The 25,268-nt window shown below is 59.9% G+C and carries 27 protein-coding genes; 10 read left to right on the top strand and 17 right to left on the bottom strand.

From position 1 onward, the window contains the following. Positions 1–109: 109 nt before the first annotated feature. The 5 genes from HD598_RS10160 (at position 110) to HD598_RS10140 (ending at position 4,242) form a co-directional block, all read left to right on the top strand. Positions 110–601 (top strand): PaaI family thioesterase, encoded by a 492-nt coding sequence (locus HD598_RS10160; protein ID WP_183665647.1) that lies wholly within the window; start codon positions 110–112, stop codon positions 599–601. A 53-nt stretch (positions 602–654) separates the two neighbouring features. Next, complete coding sequence (locus HD598_RS10155) at positions 655–1,083, top strand: VOC family protein (RefSeq protein WP_183665645.1); 429 nt, start codon at positions 655–657, stop codon at positions 1,081–1,083. Positions 1,084–1,138: 55 nt separating this feature from the next. Beyond that, positions 1,139–2,107, top strand: a complete 969-nt coding sequence (locus tag HD598_RS10150) for a 1,4-dihydroxy-2-naphthoyl-CoA synthase (protein ID WP_183665643.1) — start codon at positions 1,139–1,141, stop codon at positions 2,105–2,107. 16 nt (positions 2,108–2,123) lie between these two features. Beyond that, positions 2,124–3,254, top strand: a complete 1,131-nt coding sequence (locus tag HD598_RS10145) for an AMP-binding protein (RefSeq protein WP_183665641.1) — start codon at positions 2,124–2,126, stop codon at positions 3,252–3,254. Positions 3,255–3,348: 94 nt separating this feature from the next. Beyond that, a complete protein-coding gene (locus tag HD598_RS10140) occupies positions 3,349–4,242 on the top strand; it encodes a 1,4-dihydroxy-2-naphthoate polyprenyltransferase (RefSeq protein ID WP_183665639.1) in 894 nt (297 codons plus the stop codon). 52 nt (positions 4,243–4,294) lie between these two features. On the opposite strand, the gene HD598_RS10135 is transcribed toward HD598_RS10140, so the two are convergent. Together HD598_RS10135 and HD598_RS10130 are read right to left on the bottom strand one after the other, a co-directional pair. After that, complete coding sequence (locus HD598_RS10135; protein ID WP_311539020.1) at positions 4,295–5,131, bottom strand: aldo/keto reductase; 837 nt, start codon at positions 5,129–5,131, stop codon at positions 4,295–4,297. Positions 5,132–5,186: 55 nt separating this feature from the next. Next, the gene (locus tag HD598_RS10130) at positions 5,187–5,516 is read right to left on the bottom strand and encodes a DUF4229 domain-containing protein (RefSeq protein WP_071895389.1); all 330 of its coding nucleotides are present in this window, start codon (positions 5,514–5,516) and stop codon (positions 5,187–5,189) included. Positions 5,517–5,605: 89 nt separating this feature from the next. Between HD598_RS10130 and HD598_RS10125 the strand changes: the two genes are divergently transcribed. After that, positions 5,606–6,010: a PLD nuclease N-terminal domain-containing protein gene (locus HD598_RS10125; RefSeq protein ID WP_183665637.1), complete on the top strand. Its 405-nt coding sequence runs from the start codon at positions 5,606–5,608 to the stop codon at positions 6,008–6,010. Positions 6,011–6,067: 57 nt separating this feature from the next. Here HD598_RS10125 and HD598_RS10120 read toward each other — a convergent pair whose 3' ends face one another. The 6 genes from HD598_RS10120 to HD598_RS10095 all read right to left on the bottom strand — a co-directional run bounded on the left by HD598_RS10120 (position 6,068) and on the right by HD598_RS10095 (position 12,697). Continuing rightward, entirely contained in the window at positions 6,068–7,510 is a 1,443-nt protein-coding gene (locus tag HD598_RS10120) for an amino acid permease (RefSeq protein ID WP_311539055.1), read from the bottom strand. 196 nt (positions 7,511–7,706) lie between these two features. After that, positions 7,707–8,747 (bottom strand): c-type cytochrome biogenesis protein CcsB, encoded by a 1,041-nt coding sequence (gene ccsB, locus HD598_RS10115; RefSeq protein WP_183665635.1) that lies wholly within the window; start codon positions 8,745–8,747, stop codon positions 7,707–7,709. A 9-nt stretch (positions 8,748–8,756) separates the two neighbouring features. After that, positions 8,757–10,535 (bottom strand): cytochrome c biogenesis protein ResB, encoded by a 1,779-nt coding sequence (resB, locus tag HD598_RS10110; protein WP_183665633.1) that lies wholly within the window; start codon positions 10,533–10,535, stop codon positions 8,757–8,759. Beyond that, positions 10,535–11,296 (bottom strand): cytochrome c biogenesis CcdA family protein, encoded by a 762-nt coding sequence (locus HD598_RS10105; protein ID WP_183666819.1) that lies wholly within the window; start codon positions 11,294–11,296, stop codon positions 10,535–10,537. Before HD598_RS10105 ends, resB begins: the two co-directional genes overlap by 1 nt. 64 nt (positions 11,297–11,360) lie before the next feature. Further along, complete coding sequence (locus tag HD598_RS10100) at positions 11,361–12,029, bottom strand: TlpA family protein disulfide reductase (RefSeq protein WP_183665632.1); 669 nt, start codon at positions 12,027–12,029, stop codon at positions 11,361–11,363. Positions 12,030–12,034: 5 nt separating this feature from the next. Further along, entirely contained in the window at positions 12,035–12,697 is a 663-nt protein-coding gene (locus HD598_RS10095) for a histidine phosphatase family protein (RefSeq protein WP_183665630.1), read from the bottom strand. A 284-nt stretch (positions 12,698–12,981) separates the two neighbouring features. On the opposite strand from HD598_RS10095, the gene HD598_RS10090 reads away from it, so the two are divergent. Then, the gene (locus HD598_RS10090) at positions 12,982–13,518 is read left to right on the top strand and encodes a YceI family protein (RefSeq protein ID WP_183665627.1); all 537 of its coding nucleotides are present in this window, start codon (positions 12,982–12,984) and stop codon (positions 13,516–13,518) included. Positions 13,519–13,743: 225 nt separating this feature from the next. Beyond that, positions 13,744–14,649: a hypothetical protein gene (locus tag HD598_RS10085; protein ID WP_183665625.1), complete on the top strand. Its 906-nt coding sequence runs from the start codon at positions 13,744–13,746 to the stop codon at positions 14,647–14,649. A 311-nt stretch (positions 14,650–14,960) separates the two neighbouring features. Here the strand turns inward: HD598_RS10085 and HD598_RS10080 are convergent, their stop codons facing one another. The 5 genes from HD598_RS10080 to HD598_RS10060 form a co-directional block, all read right to left on the bottom strand. Next, positions 14,961–15,674, bottom strand: coding sequence for a redox-sensing transcriptional repressor Rex (locus tag HD598_RS10080; protein WP_183665623.1), 714 nt, complete (start codon positions 15,672–15,674; stop codon positions 14,961–14,963). Continuing rightward, positions 15,671–15,919, bottom strand: coding sequence for a glutaredoxin family protein (locus tag HD598_RS10075; RefSeq protein ID WP_183665621.1), 249 nt, complete (start codon positions 15,917–15,919; stop codon positions 15,671–15,673). Before HD598_RS10075 ends, HD598_RS10080 begins: the two co-directional genes overlap by 4 nt. 85 nt (positions 15,920–16,004) lie before the next feature. Continuing rightward, positions 16,005–16,103: a 30S ribosomal protein bS22 gene (locus tag HD598_RS10070; protein WP_003792170.1), complete on the bottom strand. Its 99-nt coding sequence runs from the start codon at positions 16,101–16,103 to the stop codon at positions 16,005–16,007. 186 nt (positions 16,104–16,289) lie between these two features. Then, positions 16,290–17,636, bottom strand: coding sequence for an NADP-specific glutamate dehydrogenase (gene gdhA / locus HD598_RS10065; protein ID WP_183665619.1), 1,347 nt, complete (start codon positions 17,634–17,636; stop codon positions 16,290–16,292). Positions 17,637–17,806: 170 nt separating this feature from the next. Next, complete coding sequence (locus HD598_RS10060) at positions 17,807–19,009, bottom strand: acetoin utilization protein AcuC (protein WP_409366184.1); 1,203 nt, start codon at positions 19,007–19,009, stop codon at positions 17,807–17,809. Positions 19,010–19,125: 116 nt separating this feature from the next. On the opposite strand from HD598_RS10060, the gene HD598_RS10055 reads away from it, so the two are divergent. Further along, positions 19,126–20,496 (top strand): TrkH family potassium uptake protein, encoded by a 1,371-nt coding sequence (locus HD598_RS10055; protein WP_260170722.1) that lies wholly within the window; start codon positions 19,126–19,128, stop codon positions 20,494–20,496. After that, the gene (locus HD598_RS10050) at positions 20,489–21,163 is read left to right on the top strand and encodes a potassium channel family protein (protein WP_183665615.1); all 675 of its coding nucleotides are present in this window, start codon (positions 20,489–20,491) and stop codon (positions 21,161–21,163) included. Before HD598_RS10055 ends, HD598_RS10050 begins: the two co-directional genes overlap by 8 nt. 45 nt (positions 21,164–21,208) lie before the next feature. Here the strand turns inward: HD598_RS10050 and HD598_RS10045 are convergent, their stop codons facing one another. The 4 genes from HD598_RS10045 to HD598_RS10030 form a co-directional block, all read right to left on the bottom strand. Further along, a complete protein-coding gene (locus tag HD598_RS10045) occupies positions 21,209–22,252 on the bottom strand; it encodes an NAD(P)-dependent alcohol dehydrogenase (protein WP_183665613.1) in 1,044 nt (347 codons plus the stop codon). Between the two features lie 101 nt (positions 22,253–22,353). Continuing rightward, positions 22,354–23,190, bottom strand: a complete 837-nt coding sequence (proC, locus tag HD598_RS10040) for a pyrroline-5-carboxylate reductase (protein ID WP_183665611.1) — start codon at positions 23,188–23,190, stop codon at positions 22,354–22,356. Positions 23,191–23,307: 117 nt separating this feature from the next. Beyond that, positions 23,308–24,210 (bottom strand): sugar phosphate isomerase/epimerase family protein, encoded by a 903-nt coding sequence (locus HD598_RS10035; RefSeq protein WP_183665609.1) that lies wholly within the window; start codon positions 24,208–24,210, stop codon positions 23,308–23,310. A gap of 11 nt (positions 24,211–24,221) precedes the next feature. After that, on the bottom strand, positions 24,222–25,265 hold the full coding sequence (locus HD598_RS10030; RefSeq protein ID WP_183665607.1) for a Ppx/GppA family phosphatase: 1,044 nt from the start codon (positions 25,263–25,265) through the stop codon (positions 24,222–24,224). Positions 25,266–25,268: the final 3 nt, after the last annotated feature.

Here is a 25,268-nt window from a genome sequence, read left to right as displayed (position 1 = left end):
TGATTTCTTCGTTGTGTGTCTAAGAGCGTAGTCCCGTTTGTGACTGCGAGCACAGTTAATTCGCGTTCGACACCCCGGCGGAGCGCCCCAGCGAAGTATGATCCACAGTGTGAATGACGTTGCACCTGAAGAAATGAATGCCGCCTCCCTCGCTCTCGTTGAAGCGCGCGGTTCCTTGAAAGGAATCGAGTACCTCCAGAAGGTCATTACCGGCGAAATCCCACAGTCCCCGTTCAACTCCATGTTGGGCATTCGTTTGGTGGAAGCCACCGAGGGTCGAGTGGTCGCTGAGTGCGATGTTCGCGCAGATCATTTCAATAAGGGCGGCACCGGCCACGGCGGTTTCATTTCCACACTGTGCGATAACGCGTGCGGCATGGCGCTGGATTCGGTCTCTGACGAGGGCGTTTCTTGGACGACCATGGATCTGCAGGTTCGCTTCCACAAGGCAGTTCGCCCGGATGCGACTACGTTGCGCACCGTCGGCACCGTCATCAAGGCCGGCCGTCAGGTGGGCGTGACGCAAGCAGAGGTCCGCACCATCCACGGCGCGCTGATCGCCACCGCGACGTCCTCCTTGCACGTAGTCCCGAAACGCTAGTTCCCGAACGCCAGCCCCCAAGAAAATCGCACACCATTAAGAGGAGAACGAAGATGATTTCCGGAATCCAAGTCACTTTTGACGCCTTTAACCCGCACGAGCTCGCCGCCTGGTGGGCAGAAACCTTGGGCTGGGAGGTAGAGGCGTCCAATCCGGAATTCATCCAGAAAATGATTGACGAAGGTCAAGCCACGGAAGAGGACACTGTCCTAGTCAACGGCGTCTTGGCATGGAAGGACGGAGCGGCCATCAACCCGCCAGCTGGTTCGCCAGGAGTGCGCATCCTTTTCCAGCTCACCGAGAACGTCAAGATCCTCAAAGACCGCATTCACTTGGACCTGCGCCTTGACCCCAACGAGGACCTCACCGAGGTACGCAAGCGACTCGAATCGCGCGGCGCTCGTTTGCTGTGGAAAGCCAATCAGGGTCCGCACTCGTGGTGGACCATGGCAGATCCCGAAGGTAATGAGTTCTGCGTGTAACGCTTCAACAACCACCTTTTAGGCGGGAACTTCCATGCCTCGATAGACTCAAGAGGTGACTGACAACGCCGTATTTGCCGAATCTCTGCCCGAAAAAGTCTCTGACATCTTTGACCCCACCCGCTGGCGCGTGGTGGAGGGCTTCGATTTTGAGGACATGACTTATCACCGTCAGGTGGAGCGGGACGTAAACGGCAAGATCATCCGCGATCTTCCTACGGTTCGTATCGCGTTCAACCGCCCCGAAGTTCGCAACGCGTTCCGTCCGGGCACCGTGGACGAGCTATACCGCGCGATGGATCACGCTCGCATGAGCTCGGATGTGGCCACCGTGCTGCTCACCGGCAACGGCCCATCCCCCAAGGACGGCGGACACTCGTTCTGCTCCGGCGGCGACCAGCGTATTCGTGGCCGCGACGGCTACCGTTACGCCGAGGGTGAGACGGCCGATTCCATCGATCCTGCTCGCGCCGGTCGCTTGCACATCCTCGAAGTTCAGCGCCTCATGCGCTCGATGTCGAAGGTCGTTATTGCCGTGGTCAACGGTTGGGCTGCTGGCGGCGGACACTCGCTGCATGTGGTTTCTGACCTCACTATCGCCAGCAAGCAGCATGGCAAGTTCAAGCAGACCGACGCCACCGTGGGCTCCTTTGACGCCGGTTACGGCTCGGCGCTTCTCGCCCGTCAGATTGGCCAGAAGAACGCTCGCGAAATCTTCTTCCTTGCTCGCGAATACTCCGCCGATAACATGGTGCAGATGGGCGCCGTCAACGAGGCCGTCGATCACGAGCGCCTCGAAGAAGTTGCCCTGGAGTACGCCGCGGACATCGCCCGCCAGTCCCCGCAGGCCATCCGCATGCTCAAGTTCGCGTTCAACCTCGCCGATGACGGACTCGCCGGCCAGCAGGTCTTCGCGGGCGAAGCCACCCGCCTCGCCTACATGACGGACGAAGCCGTAGAGGGCCGGGACGCGTTCTTGCAAAAGCGCGATCCCAACTGGTCTGACTACCCGTACTACTTCTAGGCCTGCGCGGATTCGCATGCCACATACGGACCTCGAACATCCAAACCCAAAGTTCCTCGACGCACCCCTGCGCGCATTGTCACTCGCGCTCGCTGAAGAGGGCCCCGCCGTCGAAATCCTGGAAGGCAACCAGCTCACGTACGCGAGCCACGCGCCTGACGGGACTGGCGCCGTCGTACGAACTTCCGGTTCCACCGGAACGCCGAAGCGCACCGCTCTATCCGTGGACGCGATCGCAGCGAATGCCCAGATCACCGCGGAATTTTTGGGATTCGAAGGGCAATGGCTGCTCGCCTTGCCGCTCAATTACGTAGCCGGGCTGACGGTGCTCACGCGCTCGCTGTTCGCGGGCACGGAGCCTGTCGCAACGGAGCCAGGTGCGCACTTTAGCGCCGACGCGTTCAACGAGGCAGCCGCGCTCATGACGGATCGGCGGCGCATCACGTCGCTGGTCCCCACCATGTTGCAGCGCCTCCTGACGGATCCGTCCGCGGAAACGCTCGCTCATCTGAAGCGCTTCGACGCGCTCTTGATCGGCGGCGGCCGCACACCCGCTTGGGTCCTCGAGGCCGCGGCGCGCGAAAACCTCAACGTCTTTCTGACCTACGGATCCGCGGAAACCTGCGGCGGCTGCGTCTACAACGGCGTGCCACTGCCGGGAGTGAGCGTGCGCGAAGAGGGCGGCCGGCTGTGGCTTGGCGGCCCCACGCTCGCCACCGAGTACCTCAACGATCCTGATCGGACCACCGAGCACTTCCGCGAGCACGATTCCGAGCGCTGGTACCTCACCGATGATCTCGGCACGTTCACGAACGGCGTGGTCAGCGTGAGCGGCCGCGTGGATGACGTGATCAATTCCGCCGGCATCAAGCTCTCCGCCGCGCACATTCAGCGCTTCGTGGAGACTCAGCCGGGCGTCACCTCCGCGCTGGTGCTTGGGGTTCCGCATCCCGAATGGGGCGAGGCCGTGGGGCTTGCCGTGACCGGGGAGTACGACGACGCTGCCTTGCTTTCCGCAATTCGCTCCGAGTTGGGTGCCACTTCCGTCCCGAAATTTGTGTGGCACCCCGACGAGTTGCCGCTACTGGGGAACGGAAAACCGGACCGGTTGCGTGCTGCGGCGGAGCTTGCAAAGCACCCGCGGTGAGTCTTACGCAGCAACCGCGGTGAAAGCACCCCGTCCGTCCTAGATAATTGAGTGTTGAAGTTTTCTGGTTCTACCGTTGATTCGTGGAGGATTCTTGGCCAGCTTTGCCCAATGGGTTGAAGGCGCGCGAGTGCGCACTTTGCCTCTCGCCGTTGCACCCGTAGTGATCGGCACCGCCGCGGCCTATGAGATTTCCGCCAATGACGGTTCCGGCACGGTCTTCTGGGGCCGCGCGCTCTTGGCCGCCATCGTGGCCCTAGCGCTGCAGGTCGGCGTGAACTACGCGAACGACTACTCGGACGGAATCCGCGGAACCGACGACGTCCGCGTTGGCCCCCTCCGACTCACCGGTTCCGGTGCCGCCGCGCCTGGCGCCGTCAAACGCGCCGCGTTCTTAAGCTTCGGTGTTGCTGCACTCGCCGGGCTGGCTCTCGTGGCCATTTCCGGTTTGTGGTGGGCCATCTTGGTTGGCGTGCTCTGCATCCTCGCCGCGTGGGGCTACACCGGCGGCAAGAAGCCGTACGGCTACATGGGCCTTGGCGATGTCATGGTGTTCATCTTCTTTGGACTCGTTGCCACGTTGGGCACCACGTTCTCGCAGGACTATCAGCTCTCGGCGCCGGCGTGGGTAGGCGCGTGCAGCATCGGACTAATTTCCATGTCCGTCCTCATGGCTAACAATATTCGCGACATTCCTACCGACCGCGAAGTCGGAAAGATGACCCTTGCCGTCCGACTCGGAGAAACCAACGCACGCCGCGCTTTCGTCGGCATGCTGTTCCTCGCCGTGCTGTTGCCACTCGTTCTACTGGGCAGCCACCCATGGCTCTCGTTGACCGTGCTGGCGGCGCTCTTGTGCATCAAGCCGTCGAAGGCGGTGCTCTCCCCCAGCCTGGACCGCCGAACCCTGATCCCGGTCTTGAAGACCACCGGCATCATTGGCCTTGTCTATGCGGCGCTCTTCACCATCGGCGCTGTGTTGTCCTAGAAGCGTTGTCCTTTCCTAAGAACGCACGGCTGTCTAATTGGCCTGCGTTGGCCTAGTGCCCGAACTCGTCAGAATCGTGGCGCGCACCCTTGCCGGTATCCAGCGCCCCGATGGCGGCCGTTTCCTCCGGCGTGAGGGAGAAGTCGAAGATCTCTAGGTTTTGGCGCTGATGCTCCTCGTTAGCGCTGCGTGGGATGGCCACGCGTCCGGCTTCAAGGTGCCAGCGAAGCACCACTTGAGCCGCGGACTTCCCGTACTTCTCGGCCGGACCCGCGATGGCAGGATCGGCAAAGAAGTCCCCTGCACGGCCCAACGGGCTGTACGCAACCGTCGGGATACCGTGCGAGTCGGTGAACGCGATCAACTCCCGCTGTTGCACCAACGGATCCACCTGAATCTGATTCACCGCAGGCGTCAAACCCGCCGCAACCACCTGCTCGAGGTGGTTCTGCTTGAAGTTGGAAACGCCCCAAGCCCGCAAGCGCCCAGCATCCACGAGGCTTTGCAGTCCACGGGAGGCTTCAACGAAACCACCAACCGACGGATTCGGCCAGTGAATCAAGAACAAATCTAGGTACTCAAGGCCCATCTCCCGCAAGGTGGAATCGTAAGCCGCGATTGCGCCGTCGTACGAGTGGGATTCTTTATTGAACTTGCTCGTCACCCAAATCTCGGAGCGGTCAACGCCGCTACGACGAATACCCTCGCCCACGCCGTCGTGATTGAGGTAATTCTTCGCCGTATCCAAGTGACGGTAACCGTTACGCAGAGCGCACTCCACCATGTCAGCGGCCTCTTCACCCTGTAACGGCCACGTGCCCAAACCGATCAGCGGAATCTCCAAACCTGATCCCAGAGTGGCGGTCTTCGTGGTGTGGTTTTCAGTCACAGGATTCTCCTTACCGGCGGCGTGCAGCTCTACGGGTCAGATTACTCTGGCTTCATTACTCCGAAGCGCGGGAGTCCTTAGATGGCTTTGTGTCCTCTTGTGGCTCCGCATAGGGATCCGGGAGGGTTTCTTGGAAGGCGTCTTCGGCTTCGGCGTCGTGATCCACGACGCGCTCGTTGCGAGGGCCCTTGCCGCTCAAACGTCCCACCACTTGCTGGTTCGCCGCGAGGCGGAGCTTGTTGAAGAACAAGTAGCTCACTGCGAAGGCAATAATCATGGCCACGATCAACGCCATGATCATGTTCCACTGCAGCAAGAAGTACAGCACTGCGAAGGAAACGAAGAAGATACCGAGGCGAAGGAGCGTGTATTTGAGAAAAGGCACGCTTTCCATTCTACAGACCGCGGTTTCGCCTGCAGACGATCCCCAGACTCCGAACAGGAGTTTGAGAGGTATCTCCCTACAATGGAGGCATGGTCAGGTATTACATTGCGGGCGGCATCGTTGCGGTGTCCATCATCATTTACGCACTCATTCAGTGCATTCTTTCCGATTCCCGCCGCGTGCGCAGCATCTCGAAGCCCGCGTGGATTCTGGCCATCGTCCTGCTCCCCCTCGTGGGCGCGCTGCTGTGGTTCTGGTTGGGCCGCCCGATCTCCGGCCCACGGCCGGCGGTAGCGAGCGCGTCCGGTTACGATGCTCCCGGACGTCCCACAGCCCCGGATGACGACGACGCCTTCTTGCGTAATTTGGAACGCCAGCGTGAGTTGAAGAAGCGCGAGGAAGAACTCAAACGCCGCGAAGAAGAGCTCAAGAAACGCGAAGGGGAATCAGGAACTGATCCCGACTCCCCTTCTGCAGGCGACACCACCAAGTAATCGCCGCCGGGACGATGCCCGGACTATTTCTCAGACGCTACCCAGAGCGTCAATCGCCTACGAGTACAGCTCGCTCTTGGCCACGTTCTTACGCACCTTGAGCCAGCCTAGCCACAGTGCCAGCGCAAAGAACGGGATCGTAGCGATCGTGTAGAGGCCCAGGTGGAAGACCTCGCCGGTTTCCGCGTCCGTCATGGTGTCGAAGGAAATCAGGATGCCAATGATGACCAGACTGATGATGCCGATCCAGCTGGTCCACGGGCTACCAGGCATGGGCAGCGAGGACACGTTGCCCTTTTTGCGACGCAGCATGATCTGGCACGCGAAGATGGATCCCCACGTGAACAGCACGCCGATGGACGCGGTGTTGAGTGCGAGGTCGAACGCGTGGGTGCCGCCCAGCCAAATGTTCAGCAGGATGCCCAGCAGGTAAATGGCAGCAACCGTCAAAATGGCAACGTACGGGACGTAGTGGCTGTTCATCTTGGTGAGCCAACGCGGAGCGTGACCATTATTTGCCATGGCGCGGAAAACGCGGCCAATGGAATACAAGCCAGAGTTACAGGAGCTCAACGCTGCCGTGATGACCACGAGGTTCATGATGTCGCCAATCCAGCGCACACCCAGCTGGTCAAAGACCGTCACGAACGGGCTCTCACCGGCCTTGTACTGGTCCCACGGCAACAACATGGCCAAGAGTGTCACTGAGCCCACGTAGAACACCACAATGCGGAAGACCACGGCACGGACGGCGCGCGGCACTTCGCGCTGAGGGTCTTCCATCTCGCCCGCGGTGATGCCCACGAGCTCAATAGCGTTGTACGCGAAGATCACGGCGTTCAGCACCAAGATAGAGGCGGCAACGCCACGGGGGAACATGCCGCCGTCAGAGGCGAAGAGGTTAGCGACGGAAGCCTGGTGCTCACCGATCTGCGTGTTCATGACCACCATGACGGTGCCAACAACCAGGAACAGCACAATTGCGGTGACCTTGAGCGCGGCTGCCCAGAATTCCACTTCGCCAAAGGCCTTTGCGCTGAACAGGTTCACGGAGACCAAGAGCACCAGCGCACAAATAGCCGCTACTTCCACGGGAACGTTCGGGAAGAAGAACTGGAAGTACAGGCCAATGGCGATGAGCTCGGCGATGCCGGTCATGACCCAGTTCAGGACGTACATCCAACCGGTCAAGTACGCGCCCTTCGCCCCGAAGAGCTCCCCCGCGTAGCTCACAAAGGAGCCGGAGGTTTGGCGGTACATGATGAGTTCGCCGAGCGCTCGCATCAAGAAGTACGCGATCACACCCGCGAGCGCGTAGGAAAAGATCAGCGCCGGGCCCGTGGACGCCAAGCGTCCGCCTGCACCCATGAAGAGTCCCACACCGATGGCGCCGCCCATGGCGATCATTTGGACGTGGCGCCTCGTCAGCGTCTTCTTGTAGCCCTCAGCGGTGACTTCCGCTTCGGCGGTGGTGACGTGGTGGTGATGTCCTTGAGTGATGTGCTCTGTTACTGAGCGTTTTTCATCCGGCACGTGAGAATGCTCCAACCTGTCATCAGCGAAGCGCACCGTGAAAGCTCACAATGAAGGATCATCGTGAAGAATCACGGTGCGCTGAAAGTTCAGGCTGAAATTTTACTCCCGCTTCCTGAGAGGGCGTGACTCGCCTCCCAATCGGAAGGCGGATGCAGGACTTCTAGACTCCCGCGTAGGAGTGAAGTCCGTTGAAGTACAGGTTCACCACGGTGAAGTTGAAGACCAAGCAGGCCCAGCCGATGATGGAGAGCCATGCTGAGCGAACGCCCGTCCAGCCGCGCGTTGCGCGAGCGTGCAGGTAGCCCGCGTAGACGGTCCAGGTCACGAAGCTCCAGACTTCCTTGACGTCCCAGCCCCAGTAGCGTCCCCAGGCGGCTTCGGCCCAAATGGCGCCGGCCATGACGGTGAAGGTCCACATCACAAAGCCGATGGTGTTGATGCGGTAGGCAGCGTTCTCGAGGGCCACGGCGGTGGGCACGAGTCGCAAGAACGGGAAACGATCCTTCTTGCCAGCCACGAGGTTCTTCTGGCGGTAGTGCTGCACCAGCTGCAGAGCGCTCATCGCGAAAGAGATCGTGAACAGTGCCGAAGAAAGCACGGCGATGGACACGTGAATGACCAACCACGGCGACTGTAACGCTGGAATCAAGTGAGCAACGGGAGTTGGGAAGCCTATGGTGGCCGCACACAACATCAACGTCACAAGGCCCACCACGAAGGCGCCCATGAAGCGCAGGTCCTTCTTGCGCAAAGCAATCAGGTACACCACGGCCACAATCGCGGCACCCGTGGACAGGAACTCGTACATGTTGCCCCACGGCACACGCGCCGCGGCGATGCCGCGAGAGATCACAGCAGCCACGTGGATGATGGCAGCCAAGATGGTGAGCGTGATGGCAATGTTGGCGAAACGTCGCTTCGGGGCGGCGCCGTCGTAATCCATGGAATCGCCCACCAGAACGTCCGAATCCCCCGCATCCGCACCACGGCGTGAGGATCCACGGCGAACCGCGGCACCCGCGCCCACGCTCGCGAGCTCGCGCTGTTCCTCAGTGACAAGGTTCTTCTCGAGTTCGCGGATGGTCTCGTTGGACTTCGCAAGATCGAACGCGAAGCAAATGAAGGCCACCGCGTAGACCATGGCCGCGAGCAGCATGAACAAATCGCTGTACTGCCCTAGGGTTTCGTTGATGGTTGGCATGGTTCCTCGTTATTTCTCAGAAGTGGAGTGTGGGCCGCTGGCAACGGCCTCGTCTAGAAGTTCGCGCAGCTTCAAGGATTCGTCATCAAGTCGCGGATCCTCGCCTCGGGCCAGCAGACCGTACTCGATCATACGTTCCTCACCTGTGCCGGGGCTTGTGCCGGAGCCTGCGCCATTGCCAGCGCTTGCGCCCGTCGAGGTGACAACCACCCACGCGCGGCGACGCGGCACGAACAAGGACGTAGCGAGACCAATTAGGGCGAGCGCCGCGAAGATTGCGACGGCGACCTTTCCGGGATCGTGTTGCACGTCGATGCCGATGTACCGCTTGAGACCGTCAAAGGAGATGGAACCCTTGCCGTCTGGCAGTGTGTAGGACTGGCCGGCGTTCAGGGTGATGCCGCCCGCTTCCAGGTTGCGGCTGTTGAGCTCGGTCATCTGATCCGTGTCAATGACGTACACGTTCTGCGGATTGCCCGAGTCCAAGCCCAGGTCACCGTAGTAGGAGTTCAGGCTGATCTGCGGGTTCACGGCGGACGGGTCAGCGGAGAACGACACTCCGTCAGAGCCCATCACGGCCGTGGGCAGCAAGAAGCCGGTGAAACCCAGCTGATCCGGCTGCGCGTCCGGGACCTTGAGCACAATCAGGGACGTGTAGACGCCGTCTTGTGGCACGGACACCACGGGACCTTGGAACGCGACGTTTCCTTCGCCGTCGCGGACCGTGATGATCGGCGCGTAGCCGTTACCCACGAGGTACACGTCCGTGGCGCCGATGCGCAGTGGGTGATTCACGCGGAGCTGTTCGCGGCGGGTTGCGCCGTCCGATTCCGTCACGTCCACCGTGGCGTCAAAGTTGATGGGCTGGCCGAAGTGCGTGGAGGATTCGCGGTCGAATTCCACTTTGAAGTTATCCAGCGTCACCGCGAACGGGTCCAGGGTGTCCTCGTTGAACGCGGTTCCGGGGCGGAAGCTGTCATAGGACACCAGCGTGTTGACGAAGGATTCACCCTCCACCAGGATGCGCTGGGCGGTGTAGCTGAACATGCCGCCGAGCGCCACGGACGCAAGGATTCCGACGAGGCTCACGTGGAAGAGCAGGTTGCCGGACTCGCGCAAGTAGCCGCGTTCAGCGCCGACGCTGGGTCGGTTTCCCTCGGGACGGAGGTCCACGCGGTAGCCACGCTTTTTCAGAACTGCGGCTGACGTTTCAAGGATCTGCTCGGTCGTTAGCGTCGAATCTTCCAGAGCAATAGTGCCTGAGTGCGGCAAGCGTCCTAGTCGCGCTGGGGTGCGGGCCGGCTTGGAGCGCAGCGCTTCCCAGTGCTTCTTCACGCGCGGAATGATGCAGCCGATCAGCGAGATGAACAGCAAAATGTAGATCGCCGAGAACCACACGGACGAGTACACGTCAAAGAACTGGAAACGATCCAGCCACGGTCCGGTGGTGGGATTGTTCGTCAGGTACGTCGATACCAGGTTGGCGTTCACCGAGCGTTGCGGGAACAGCGACCCTGGCACCGCGGCGATCGCGAGCAGCAACAGCAAGAACAGCGCCGTGCGCATCGAGGTCAGTTGCGTCCATGCCCAGCGCAGCAGTTCCACCGGCCCGAGCGCGGGTACGGCAACATCGTCCTTACTGTTTTTTTTACCGGAGGACGACGACGCAGCTTGCGTTTCGTTCTTTGCCTCGCCCTGCGTACTGGCCGCTTCGAGCGATTCCGGGGCTTCGGCGTCGTGCTCCGATTGCGCTAATTCCGTGTCCCGGACGTTATCTGCTTTTGCCATTAGATGGGCAACCTCACTTCGTTAGCAAACCAGTCTTGGAGCTGGGTAACCCACTGCCCCCACAAGCCCACGGCCATGAGCAGGCCAAGCACAATCAACAGTGCCCCACCGATCCGCATCAGCAGCACTTGGTGCTTGCGCATCACCTTCAGGGCTCCCATGCCCTTGCGGAAAGCGAGCGCGATAATCAGGAACGGAATTCCCAGACCCATGCAATAAGCGAACGTCAGCAGCGCCGCCTTGCCGGGTTGCGGGTTGGCGCCCGAGCTCAGTGCCAGCACCGCTGCAAGCGTCGGGCCGATGCACGGAGCCCATCCGAGGCCGAACGTCATGCCAAGGATCGGGGCGCCCCAGAGGCCCGCGCGCGGGCGGGCGTGAACCTTGACGTCACGTTGCATGAAGCCGAAGCCGCCCATGAACACGATGCCCATCAGGATCACGAGGACACCGAGGACGCGGGTAACCCACTCGCCTTCAAAGCGAAGCCAAATGGAGAGCTGCGCGAACAGCACGCCAGTGAGCATGAAGACCGCGGTGAAGCCCAGAATGAAGAGGGTGATGCCCCAGGCCATGCGGCCGCGGCCCTGCTTTTCGAGATCCACACCGGTCAGGCCCGTGACGTAGCCCAGGTAGCCAGGAACCAGCGGCAACACACACGGCGACAAGAAGGACACCAAGCCGGCGAGTACCGCGATGGGGACCGCGAGTAAGAGCGAGCCGTCAAGCACGGTCTCCGCGAACGGGTTTGCGGCGGCTGCGATGTTTACCGAGCTAGCGATATTCGCCGTGCCGGCGAGAACTGAGGGGACGGAGGTCAACAAATTCTCACGCCTTCTCGGCGAGCGCGGTTTCGATCAACGCTTTCAGCGTGGACTTGTCCGCGAGCCCCAGGATGCGGGCTGCTACACGGCCCTGCTTATCCAGCACCAACGTGGTGGGGTACGCCTGAGCGGGGACGTACTTGGTCAGCTGCAAGAGCACGCGGCCATTGGAATCCGGTACGGAAGAGTAAGGGACTTCGAAGGTGCGCTCGAAGGCTTCGGCGGTTGCCTTTTCATCCCGACCGTTGATTCCGAGCCAGGTCACGCCATCGGCTTTGAACTCGTCATGGAGTTCGCGCAAGTGCGGGGCTTCCACGCGGCAGGGGGCGCAGGCGGCGTACCAGAAGTTCAAAATGCCCACGTTGCCGCGCCAGTCTGCGGTGCTCACGCTTTCGCCGTCGTAGGTTTCGGCGGTTAGATCAACAGGATCCGTTCGCTGGTCAGCGTCATAGACCTCAACCGAGCCGTCGCCGGCGATGTAGTTCTTGTTGTTCCCCTCGTTGGCCTGCTGGGACAGGCTGGACTGCTCGGGCGCGCACGCGCTCAAGAATCCGGCGATCGGAAGTGCCAAGGCGCCAGCGATCACAGCCCGTCGCGCTGGGCGGCCAGCGGAACGGCGATCAGCGCCGCCTTCTGGCTTGTCAGACGCGGAGAACAAATGGGGGTCATGCATTCTGGCTAAGCTCCTGGCAGGTTTGAGGCGTCTTTGAGCAAGTCGCCACAGGGTTCGGAATATTCAACGTTGACGAGGTTTTCGCCGTCGAAGTGAAGCGAAGTGATGGACGCGAGTGAGCATTCGCGCTGGCGCGGATCGTGCCACAGCGGCTTCTTTTCAGCGGAGAGGCGGGTGACCCAGATCGGCAGCTGGTGGGCCACGATGATGGCCTCGGCGCCATTGCCCTCGAGCTTTACCGCGAGATCTCGGTGGATCTTCACGGCTTCCACCACGCGTTTGACCTGAGCCTTATAGGCTTCGCCCCAGCTGGGACGGAACGGGTTCACGAGGTACGGCCAGTGATTGGGGCGGCCAAGTTCCTTCTTGATGTGAGACAGGCCCTCAAAGTGGTTCTTGGCTTCAATGACACGCGGCTCTTCCAAAAGCGTGAGCCCGAGGGCTTCGGCAGTGGGGCGCGCGGTTTCTTGAGCTCGGAGTAGCGGTGATGCGGCCACGGTGGCGATGCGGGCGCCCGCCTCTTTGCGGTCAGCAAAGTGTTCGCTCAGGCGATCCGCCATGCGGTAGCCGAGCTCAGAGAGATGGAATCCGGGGAGTCGCCCATAGAGAACGCGATCTGGATTGAAGACTTCTCCATGGCGCACAAGATGGACCGTCGATTGAAGCATGTCTTCCATTCTCTCAGATGGACCCAAACGAACCGAACCAGATGGAAGTTCCCAGGTGGGAGTTTGCACAGAGTTTCCCTACTCATCCCCCAGTTGTCACATTCCTGTGAAAGTCTTCGAATGGTTCGAAGTTCTACTTAGTGATTAACGCCACTCGGAATCTTTACTTGAATCTTCAATAAAGTGTGGACATATGCAAATGAATACATTAGAGTTTTAGTAATGGCTCACGAAGTCGACCTACCAACCGTCAGACCTTGACACATTTTTAGAGGAGTTTTCACATGACTGCACTTGCAACCGGAACCTGGACCTTGGACATGTCCCACACGGACATCGCATTCGTTGTTCGCCACGCTGGCATCTCGAAGGTTCGCGGAAAGTTCACCTCCGCTGAAGGCACCCTTGAGGTTGCTGAGACCGTTGCCGATTCTTCCGTCAACGTCACCATCGACGCTGCATCCTTCAACTCGGGCGACGAAGGCCGCGACGGCCACGTCAAGTCTGCTGACTTCTTCGACGTTGAGACCTTCTCCACCCTCAAGTTCGTTTCCACCGGCGTTTCCGGCAACGACGAAGAGTTCGAGCTCACCGGTGACCTCACCATCCGCGATGAGACCCACCCAGTTACTCTCAAGGTTTCCTCTGAAGGCGTTGCTGTTGACCCATTCGGTGCAACCCGCGCAGCTTTCTCCGGCAAGACCACCATCTCCCGCAAGCAGTGGGGCCTGACCTGGAACGCTGCTCTTGAAGCTGGCGGCGTGCTTGTTTCTGACAAGGTTGTTCTTGAGATCGACGCAGCATTCGTCAAGGCTGCCTAGTTTCTAGCCTTCTCGAGGCATCCCCCTCAGGATGATCCTTCAGCCGTGGGCCGTCGCATTCGTTGCGACGGCCCACGGTCCTTTAATTCCTCGCCTGTTTATACCCTGGCAGTACCGAGGATGCTTTCCTCTGACAGCAAAGTCATTCCCCGTGATGATCCCTCCAAGCAATCGAGTTGACTATTCTTGAGATAGTCATCGGTACCGAATTACAGGAGGCTCACGATGAGCAACAACGATTCCACCCCGCAGGTCCCAGAACCACCACGGTATGGTCAGCGCTTGCCGGAGGGCGATTCCGCTCCTTTCGGAAACGACGCCGCAGGTCAGGGCCCACGCTACGGCCAGCAGCAGGGTGCTCAAGGACAGAGCTCCCAGGCTCAGGGCACACAGGGGCAGTCGCTTCCGTCTGCAAACCCTTACGGCCAGAATCCCTACGGTCAGAACGCAGGAACTCAGAACACGGGCGCTTCCACTGCCGGTGGCACCGGCATTCCGCAGTACCCCGGACAACAGGCCGGCGGTCAGCAGAATCCTTACGGTCAGAACCCGTATGGCCAGAACCAGCAAGGTCAGGCCCCCTACGGCGCTAATCCATATGGACAGCCGGGCGCACAGCAGGGCTGGAACTCGCCACTGCAACAGGGCGGCTTCGGCGCACCAGTGCTTCCTCCGAAGCCTAAAGAGCTCAAGATCGCCTCGATTCTTTTGTACGTTGCAGCAGTTTTGACGGCCATCGGTGGAATCGCCCTCATGATGATTCCTGATCAGGCGATCATCGATCTCTTCAACGCCACCCCCGGTGCGGCAGAACAGCTCGATGAGTTGGAAAAGCAGGGCGTCGTCCTCGCTGAACTCGTGGGAATCATGAAGACCACAGCTCTGGTGCTGTCCTTGATTTTCGCGGTTTTGTACGCCGTGATCGGCTTCTTCATCGGCAAGGGCAGCAACGGCGCCCGCATCACCGGAACCGTGCTCGCCGTGATTTCCGTCTTCACCTACGTGGGCAGCGGATTCTTCGGCTGGATCATGCTTGCTCTTGGTGTTGGAGCGATCGTTCTTGCTTGGTTGCGTCCGTCCAGCGCCTACATCGCAGCAAAGTCCGCGATCAAGCGCTCGCGTCGCCGCTAACAACGCGGCATCACCAAAACTCAATAGTCGGTCCTTGAGGCCGCGGTTCTCGTTTGAGGGGATCTCCGGAGACGGAGGTCCCCTTTTTCGACGCCACCACAGTATTTTCAACCCCAACACAGTGCAACTTTGGCTACGAACCGCACCCCCTAAAAAACCCCTGCGAGGCCATTTCTCTACAACCCGCCCCATATGCGAGAACACTTTGCGACAGAAAAACTCAAAAAAGTTGTAGCAAAGTGGCCGCACAGGGAGCTCAGTGAAGGAAAGTGGCCGCACATCGGGAGGAACGAGAGGGAGCAGTTCGCGGGCTAGGTTCCGTCGGAGGCTTCGCCCATGACCGCGAAGTACGCGAGCATCTGGATTTCGCGGGCCACATCCACGCGTCGGACGGTGACTCCATCGGGAACGCGCAGCGGGACTGGGGCGAAGGACAGAATGTTGTGCACCCCAGCCGCCACCAGCTGATCGACCACCGGTTGGGCGGCGACGCCCGGGACGGTCAAGACGGCCATGTTCGCGCGATGCTTGGTGGCCAGTGCTTCCAGATCCGAGGCGGCGGAAACTTCAAGGTCGTTGATGGTGGTCCCGACGAGCTCCGGATTGCTATCGATCACGCCAACAAAGCGGAAGCCGTGGGATCGGAAACCGGCGTAGCCTGCAAAAGCCCGACCCAGGTTACCGGCGCCAACCAGTAGGACGCGCCATTCGCGCGTCAGGCCTAGCGTCGTTTCCAACAACACCCGAACCCTTTGAACATCATAGCCAACACCACGGCGCCCAAACGTCCCCAAGAGGGACATGTCCTTGCGCAAGGTGGCCGAATTCGTGCCCGCAAAAGCCGCAAGATCCTGCGAAGACACCGTCGATTGCTCATCCACGAGCTGATCCAAGACCCGTAAATACGTGGTCAACCGGCGGACCGTGGCTTCTGGCAAATGCGCGGGGGCGCTCACAGCAGTGGCAAGTTCCGCAGGTAAGGCACGTGAAATAGCTGCGGCGTCGTACTCCCCAGAACGAGTCATGAGCGCTCCGTCAGCAAGCGGCGCAACCGGGCCGGGTCGATCACCCAAAAATCACGCACGACGCCATCGATACGCAACACCGGCACTTCCTCACTGTGGAGGGCAACGAGTTCAGGCGAAGACTGGAGGGAGACTTCCTCCCACGGCACACCCAGTTCTCGAGTGACCTCATCCACCACGGTTCGCGCGTCCTCGCATAAATGGCAGCCGGCATTGGTGATGAGTTCGATCTTGGGGAAATTCACGCTCAAAAGCCTAACGGAGTCCGGGAACGCAAAAGGCCGCCATCTCTCCACAGAGGGAGTGAGTGGCGGCCTGAGCACAGAAGATTTACTTCTTGTTGCGGCGCTGGTGGCGGGTCTTACGAAGCAATTTGCGGTGCTTCTTCTTCGCCATACGCTTGCGGCGCTTCTTAATAACTGAGCCCATAGAGATTCCTCGCAATGTTGATTGTTGACTATCGCTCGAGTGCGCAAAGCGCAACCTTCAAGAGCTGAATCTTTGCTAAACGATCCTTAACAGATTACTCGCTCAAAGCAAATACTCCGAATGCGCGCGCGTTCTTCAAGCCTTTCGCGCACATTCGGAGTATAAAGCTACCGAGTGAAGGGCGAGTTAGATGACACCCAGCGCCATCATGGCGTCCGCAACCTTGACGAAGCCGGCAATGTTGGCGCCCGTCACGTAGTTGCCCGGCGCACCGTATTCCTCAGCGGTTTCGGCGCACTGGTTGTGAATCTTGATCATGATTTCTTCAAGGCGAGCCTCGGTGTGCTCGAAGCTCCACGCATCGCGCGAAGCGTTCTGCTGCATTTCGAGAGCTGACGTTGCCACGCCGCCGGCGTTGGCAGCCTTGCCCGGAGCGAACAGCACGTTGGCGTCCTGGAACAACGCGGTGGCTTCCGCCGTGCACGGCATGTTGGCGCCTTCAGCGACGGCGATGACGCCGCCCTCAACCAGTCGGCGAGCATTGTTCTCGTCGAGCTCGTTCTGCGTTGCACATGGCAAAGCAACATCACCGGTGACGTCCCACACGGACCCGCCCGCAACGAAGTGCGCAGTGCCAGTGCCACCACGACGTTCTGCGTATTCGCGGATACGCCCACGCTCCACTTCCTTGATCTGACGCAGCAGATCCAGGTCAACGCCTGCCTCATCCACGATGTAGCCGGAGGAATCGGAAGCCGTGACACACGTAGCGCCCAGAGCCGTGGCCTTCTCAATAGCGTTCAAGGCGACGTTTCCGGAGCCGGACACAATCACGCGGCGTCCATCGAAGGAAGCACCACGGGTCTTGAGCATCTCGTTGGCGAACATCACGGCACCGTAACCGGTGGCTTCCGGACGCACCAGCGATCCACCCCACGAAACACCCTTGCCGGTCAGCACGCCGGACTCGTAGCGGTTGGTGATGCGCTTGTACTGGCCAAAGAGGTAGCCGATCTCGCGGCCACCCACTCCAATGTCACCTGCGGGTACGTCCGTGTACTCGCCAATGTGACGGTAGAGCTCCGTCATGAAGGACTGGCAGAAACGCATGACTTCAGCGTCAGACTTCCCGCGCGGATCAAAGTCAGAACCGCCCTTACCGCCGCCAATGGGCATGCCAGTCAGCGCGTTCTTGAAGATCTGCTCAAAGCCCAAGAACTTCACGATGCCCAAGTACACGCTCGGGTGGAATCGCAGACCACCCTTGTACGGGCCCAAAGCGGAGTTGAACTCCACGCGGAAACCGCGGTTGATCTGGACCTGGCCCTTGTCATCAACCCACGGCACGCGAAAGATGATCTGGCGCTCTGGCTCACACATGCGCGAAAGAATTGCGGCCTCAACGAACTCCGGGTGCTTCTTTGTCACAGGTTCAAGAGAATCAAATACTTCGTTGACTGCCTGGTGGAATTCAACTTCACCAGGGTTACGGCGCATCACTTCGTCGCGAATATCCAGTAGATGTTGGTTCATAGTAGCTCCTCGCACTGATGGAGCGGGCACTCCGCTCGCAGTTCTCTTATTCACCAAGAACAATGCCACGGTTGCGGCAGGCTTCTGAAACTCGGGAGACTTAGGTTGCGATCCCATGATATTCAGCAATCGGTTCTACATGGAGCCGTTAATCCGCGTCATCTCGCGGGTTAGTCAAACCACGGGTCGAGCCCATACAGCGGGAAGATTTCCTTGCGCGTCGCCATGATGGTGCGGTCAATGGGGTCCGAAGGGTCATATCCCACTTCCCACGAACGCCACCATAACTCCGCACCGTCACTCATGAACTCGGGAGCTTCCACCCCATAGGTTTCCAGCACATACTCCCGGTAGGACGCGGGAACCTCGGTGCGCAGCGGAATGGGTTGACCGCCAGCGATAGCCATCAAATGCGTCCACGCGCGCGGCACCACTTCGATGACGTTGTAGCCGCCGCCACCGGTGGCAATCCACCGATCATTCGAGAAACGCTTTGCTAGCTCAGCAATATCCAGCATGTTCTGACGCTGGGCGTCCACACTCAAACGCAGGTTGGTGAGGTCATCGTGGGCGTGAGCGTCGCAGCCGTGTTGAGACACAATGACTTGCGGCTCAAACTGTTCCGTGATTTGGGGGACGATCGAATGGAACGCGCGCAGCCAGCCGGCGTCGCTCGTACGTGAGGGCACGGCAACATTTACTGCGGTTCCTAGCGCGTCCGGCCCGCCTGTTTCGTTGGCGAATCCGGTCCCTGGGAACAGCGAGACACCACTTTCGTGCAAAGAAATGGTCATGACGCGGGGATCGTTCCAGAAAATCTGTTCCGTGCCGTCGCCATGGTGGGCATCAACGTCGATGTAGAGCACGCGCTCAAAGCCGTGATCCAGCAGCTCTTGAATGGCGAGGGCGGCGTCGTTATAGATGCAGAAGCCGCTCGCTTTCGCTGCCGCGGCATGGTGGAGCCCGCCAGCAAAGTTCACGACGTGCTGTGCCGTACCAGCGATGATTTCGCGGGCCGCTGCGATGCTTCCACCAGCGATGAGCGCTGCCGAGTCATGAATGGCCGGGAACAGCGGGTTATCTTCAGAGCCAAGTCCGAACTCCGGAATTTCTTCTGAGGGGTTCTCGGCGCCACGATGCACGGCGGCAATATATTCGGGGGTGTGGACGGCCGCGAGTTCCTCATCCGAGGCAACAAAGGGCTCAATGAGTGCCATGTCGCGGCTCTCACACACATTTAGCGCTTCAGCTAGGCGCATGGTGAGATCGAGGCGAATAGGATTCATAGGGTGTGAATCGCTAAATCGGTACGACAAGTAGTCCTGAGACCACACCACCTTGCTGACAATTTTCGCCGATGAAACTTCCGTCACACCTACCACCGTACTTGTTTCGTGGCAAGAGTCACGTTTTTGCCGCACGCTAATGATTGAATGTGAAGATGACCGAGACCTCCGCGACCCTCGCTTCGCGATGGCGTCAACGGGCAATGCAGCCGTTGAACGCGGCTCGCTTGTACGTGCAAACGGTAGCGTCGAACTCCCCCGCCCGCCTCGCGCTTTTGGCGTTTTTGAGCGTGATTGCGGTGTTTACGTTGCTCTTGGCGCTCCCCATCTCCTCAGCGAACAATGAGTTCACCGCCCTTCACGATGCGCTTTTCACAGCAGTGTCGGCGGTCTGCGTTACAGGCCTCACGGTGGTTTCGACCGCCGACCATTGGTCCTTTTGGGGACAAGTTTTCATTTCTTTGGGCGTGTTCATCGGCGGTTTGGGTATTTTGACCATCGCCGCGCTGCTGTCTCTTGCGGTGAGCAAGAAGTTGGGCGTGCGCGGAAAGCTGATGGCTCAGTCTTCAATGAGTACGACGGCGTCCGGTACCTTGGGCGAGGTTCGCTCACTTTTGAAGATCGTGGTTACGACGTCCGTCATTATTCAGTTGGCGTTGATGTTGGTGCTCACTCCTCGCTTTGTAGTGTTGGGAGAGTCCTTCCCCACGGCGCTGTGGCATGGAATGTTCTACGCGATCTCCGCTTTCAACAACGCAGGATTCACGCCGCACTCCAACGGCCTGGTGCCCTATGAGATGGATCTCTACATCCTGATTCCGCTCATGGTGGGCGTCTTCATTGGCAGCTTGGGCTTTCCCGTCATCTTGGTGCTCTTGCAGTTCAAGGGCGTGTTCTCCAAGTGGAACCTGCACACCAAGATCACGATTATCGGCTCTTTTGCCTTGGTGGTCATCGGCGCCATGGGCTGGGGACTTTTGGAGTGGAATAACGTCCGCACCATCGGCGGAATGGCAGCCGGGGACAAGATTGTGCATGCCATTTTCGCGTCCATCATGACCCGCTCTGGCGGATTCAATCTGGTGGATCAGGCGTACATGGAAACCAACACCATGCTCGCCACGGATGCTTTGATGTTCGTGGGCGGCGGTTCAGCCTCCACCGCCGGCGGCATCAAGATCACCACTCTGGCCGTGCTGTTCTTGGCGATCTTCGCCGAAGCCCGCGGTGAACGTGACGTGAAGGCGTTCGGCCGCACCATCCCCGAGGGCACGCTACGCGTGGCCATCTCCGTGGTGGTCTTGGGAGCAACCCTGGTAGCCACCGCGTGTGGCCTCATCATGATGCTGACGCCGGCCTCGCTGGACCGTGTGCTCTTCGAATCGATTTCGGCGTTCGCCACCGTAGGCTTGAGTACCAACCTCAGTGCTGAATTGCCGCCAGCCGGCAAGTACATTCTGGCCGCGTTGATGTTTGCTGGCCGTATTGGCACTATTACTTTGGCATCGGCGCTGTCCTTGAAGCAGCGCGATCAGTTGTACCGCTATCCCGAGGAAAGGCCGATCATTGGCTGACAAGATTCAGCAAGACCACAACGCCCCCGTACTCGTTATTGGGTTGGGGCGTTTCGGCGCATCGGTAGCCAGTCAGCTGGTCAAGCAGGGTCGTGAAGTCCTCGCGATCGAGCGTAATCCTGACCTCGTGCAGAAGTGGTCCGGGCTGCTCACCCACGTCGTGGAAGCGGACGCCACCAACATTGAAGCGCTCCGCCAGCTCGGTGCTCAAGAGTTCAGCTCCGCCGTGGTGGGCGTGGGAACGTCCATCGAATCCTCGGTGCTCATCACCGTGAACCTCGTGGATTTGGGAATTGAACACTTGTGGGTGAAGGCCATTACGCCGTCCCACGGCAAGATCCTCACGCGCATCGGCGCAAATCACGTGATCTACCCGGAAGCGGACGCCGGCGTGCGTACCGCTCACCTCGTGGGCGGCCGCATGCTGGACTTCATCGAATTCGATGACGGCTTCGCGATCGTGAAGATGTACCCACCCAAGGAAACCCAGGGTTTCACACTGGCCGAATCTCAGGTTCGCGCCAAGTACGGCGTCACCATCGTGGGCGTAAAGACCCCCGGCGAGGACTTCACCTACGCGCAGCCGAATACGAAGGTCACGCACCGAGACGTGCTGATCGTATCCGGCCACACGGAGTTGCTCGAGCGGTTCGCCGCCCGCCCGTAGCTCTCAAGCTTGCGAGCCCGAAGCAACGGGCGGCAGCGCTAACGCCTAGGCGTTAGGTGTCACCACAGCACGGCCGGCGACCTTACCGTCCACCAGCAGCTGGTACGCCTCGAGCGCCTGATCCATGGGGTACGCCGTGAACTGCGGGACCACGAGGCCGCTCTTGTAGAGAGCCACCACATCGTAGAGGTCCTCGATGGTGCCCCAATAGGTGCTCGTGAGTTCAACCTCGTACGGTGCGCTGAAGAAGGACCAGTCGTACGGCTGACCTGCGATACCCACAACGGTGCAACGACCCATGAGTGCCATGGACTGCATCGCCGTCGTAATGGTGGGCGTAATTCCCACGAAATCGAAAGCCGCGTCAACACCGTTACCACCCGTGATCTCGCGGATCCTTGCCACCTGATCCTGCCCGGCAGGAACCGTCAGCGCTCCAAGCTTCTCAGCCTCAGCCATCGCTTCTGGCTTCGCATCCGTGGCAATGATCGTGGCGCCCGTGAGCGCTTTGAGGATCTGCACGCCCACCAACCCAAGACCGCCCAAGCCAATGACCAGCGCAAACTTTCCGCCGCCATTGAGCTTCGGCAGCGCCAGCTTGATGGCGTGGTACGGGGTCAGGCCAGCATCAGAGAGCGGGGCGGCGGCCACAGGGTCGGCGTCGCCGAGCGGAACCAGGTTGCGGGCGGGAACCGTGACGTACTCAGCCATGCCACCGTTGCGACCCAAGCCAATGCCCATGTAGGGGTTGGTGGCGGCGTTGAGGCAGTAGGTGTCTTGACCGCGCGAGCACGCACGGCAGCGTCCGCAGCCGATTGGCCCGTAGACCAAGTAGGCCTCACCCTTGTTGAATCCGGTGACGCCCGGTCCAACTTCTTCAATCCAGCCTGAGTTCTCGTGGCCCAGCACGAATCCTGGCTTCAAACCGGCAGGGTTGTTGGCTTCGAAATCCTGGAAAATTGCCACGTCAGAGTGGCAAGCACCCGCGCCAGCGACCTTCAGCAATACTTCGCCGGGGCCGGGGGTGGGCTTTTCAATGTCTTTGAGAACGGGGAAAGTCTTGAAATCTTCGAATACGACTGCGCGCATGAGCGTCTCCTGAACGGAACTTCATTTCGAACGTGGTGATGCGGAATGCCTCACACCACCACGCTACCGAATTACTCAGGGGTACACACGAAGAATTTTGACTAAGAAGCGAGGTCTTTGCTGATCTCTTGAGCGCGAGCCGTGGCGCCTGCTGCACCTTCGGCGATGATGTCTCCGAGGCCGCGTTCTGCGAAGATCCGCAACGCTACTTCCGTGGTGCCATTAGGGCTCGTGACGGACTTGCGCAGCTCTACCGGGTTGGCGGCGGGATCGTCCAACATCAGGCCCGCGCCGGCCACTGTGGCGCGCGCGAGTTCGCGAGAAAGCTCTGGGGCCAGTCCCAGTTTCTCCCCCGCCTCGGCTATTAGTTCGGCGAGGTAGAAGGCGTAGGCCGGTCCGGATCCTGAGATAGCAGAAACCGCATCCAGTTGCTCTTCGGGAACGCGCACCACGATTCCGGACGGCTCAAAGAGCTCAGTTGCAGCCTTGACGTGCGATTCGCTGGCGTTAGTTCCCGCGGACAGTCCGACGGCGCCCTTCCCCACTTGGAGAGGCACGTTCGGCATGGTGCGGATGACGGATTGGCCCGGGTTGAGGTGCTTCTCCATGGTTTCCGTGGTGATGGCGGCCGCCACGGAAACGACGACGGAGCCTTCCTTCAGGTGATCCTTGAGGTGCTCGCACATCTCCGCGATCCCGAACGGCTTCACGCCCAAGAACACGATGTCCGCGTCCTGCACAGCGTCCTGATTGGCTGATGGATTGCTGTTCTCAGACAGCACGGTCACTCCGAGCTCGCTGGCGAGCGCCTGTGACTTCTCTGTGTTCCGGACGGTCCCGACCACGCGGGATGTGTCGAAGCCAGAAGCCAAAATTCCGCGCAGAATAGCGCCATTCATGTTGCCGAGACCAATAAAGGCGAGGCGCGGTGAATCCATCAGAATGTCCTTTCGTAGCGAATCACAGGAACCGTACAGGTTCTACTTTGAGCGCACACAAAGTAGGTCCATAACGTAGGTACTACCTTCAAAGGTGCGAGTGAAAAACCGAATCGATTATTTGGAGAGAGGTAATCGATTCAAGTGCTGGCGAGCGAAGTTGAGTGTTTCCCCCAACCACTCTTCTCGCTCGCCAGCTCCTTTTGCTTTACGGGTAGAAACTTCTACCACCACAGCGCCGTCCCATTCGGAGTCGCGCAAGTATTCCAAGGTCTCTTGGACGCGCTGGGTACCGCGACCTGGCACGAGGTGCTCGTCTTTGGCGTTGTTGTTGCCGTCGCACAAGTGCAGGTGGGTGAGGCGATCGCCGAGGGCCTGAACGGCTTCGAGCGAATCGTGGTTGGCGATGGAGGCGTGGGAGAAGTCCCACGTCACGAAATCATAGGGTTGCGGCACGGGGTTCCAGTGCGGCAAGTACATGAGCGCTTCACGGCCGCGAGCTCGCCACGGGTACATGTTTTCCACGCAAATTTTCACGCCGTGTTCTTCATTGATGCGGCGCACGCCTTCTGCGAATTGCGTCGCGTAGGTGCCTTGCCAGCGGAACGGCGGGTGCGCCACCACACTGCTGCAGCCCACTTCTTTAGCCATGAGCGCGGATTTCTCAATCTTGTTCCACGCGCTTCCCCACACTTGCTGCGTCAGCAAAAGCGTAGGAGCGTGAATGGCGGAGATCGGCTGATCGTAGCGCTCTGAGAGCTTCAGGAGCTGCTTGGGATCTTGGCTGATGCTGTTGCCGGTGACCATGACTTCTACGCCGTCATAGCCCACATCGCGGGCGAGGGAGAAAGCGTCCACCACGGAGAGCGGGTAGACCGAGGAGCTTGAGAGCGCTACGGGGTAGGTTTTCCCGGACGACGACGCAGGCTTGCGTTCGGCGCCATTGCTGGGGTTCGCGTTGCTTGTGTTAGCGTCGCTCGCTTCGCCGTTGCTTCCTTGGTTCTGGCTTTCTTCGCTCATAGCTGTGGTCCCTAGTGCTGTTGTGCGGCGCTGGCCACCGAGTGCGGTGTTCCTGGAACGTGGGGTTCTTTGCCCAAGGGCAGGTTACTCCCTAGATGTCCCGGAACGTTGAGTGATTGGCCGCTCTCTGCCATCAAGTGGTCAAAGCGCTGCAGCAAAATTCCTTCGCGCAATGCCCATGGGCAGATGCGTACTTGTTCGAGGCCAAGCATTTCCATGGCGATCTCTGCAGAGAGTGCGCCGGCGAGAACTTGAGGAGCGCGGACCTCGGACACGCCAGGTAACAGGGCGCGGTCCTCGATAGTCATGGCTTCAAGGCGCCGGGTCCACAGTTTCAGATCTTCGAGTCGCAAGAGCCGCTTGACGTACGGACCTTCGGCGCTCGGCGCGGCGCCACAAATGCGGGCCAGGCTCCGGAACGTCTTGGACGTTGCCGCCACGAGCTTGGGCTTTTCATACTCTTTGAGCACGGCGACCGGCTCTTTGAGAGTGGACTTGATGTATTTGCGCAGATCCTTCACGTCGCGAGGACTCGGCGGATCATCGGGCAAAAAGTCACGCGTGAGCCGGCCCGCACCGAGCGGTACGGAGTAGGCGGCGGCAGGTAGCGCATCCCAACCGATGGTCAGTTCCATGGAACCTCCACCAATGTCCAGGTTCATGATGTTCTTGGCACTCCAGCCGAACCAACGACGCACCGCGAAGTAAGTGACAGCCGCTTCTTGCTCGCCGCTGAGCTCCATGAGAGTGACGCCGGTTTCCGTCATCACACGATCTAGGACCGAAGGGCCGTTGGCCGACTCGCGAATTGCGGAGGTGCAGAATGCAAGGAAGTCCTCGGCGTGATGACGGCGCGCGAAATCGGCGGCCTCGGACACGAAGTCGATCAGCTCTCGCTGACCTTCCTCCGTGATGGCGCCGGATTCGTCCTGATACTGGATCAGTGAGAGCGGCCGCTTGTGAGAGGCAAACGCCACAGGCCGTGCGCCCGGGTGCGCATCAACCAGCAACAAGTGGACGGTGTTTGATCCGATGTCGAGAACGCCAAGGCGCATGAA

The sequence above is a fragment of the Neomicrococcus aestuarii genome, from assembly GCF_014201135.1.
GTDB classification, from domain to species: domain Bacteria; phylum Actinomycetota; class Actinomycetes; order Actinomycetales; family Micrococcaceae; genus Neomicrococcus; species Neomicrococcus aestuarii.
The sequence above is the reverse complement of the archived record's forward strand: the minus strand, read 5'-3'. Positions and strand labels throughout refer to the sequence as shown.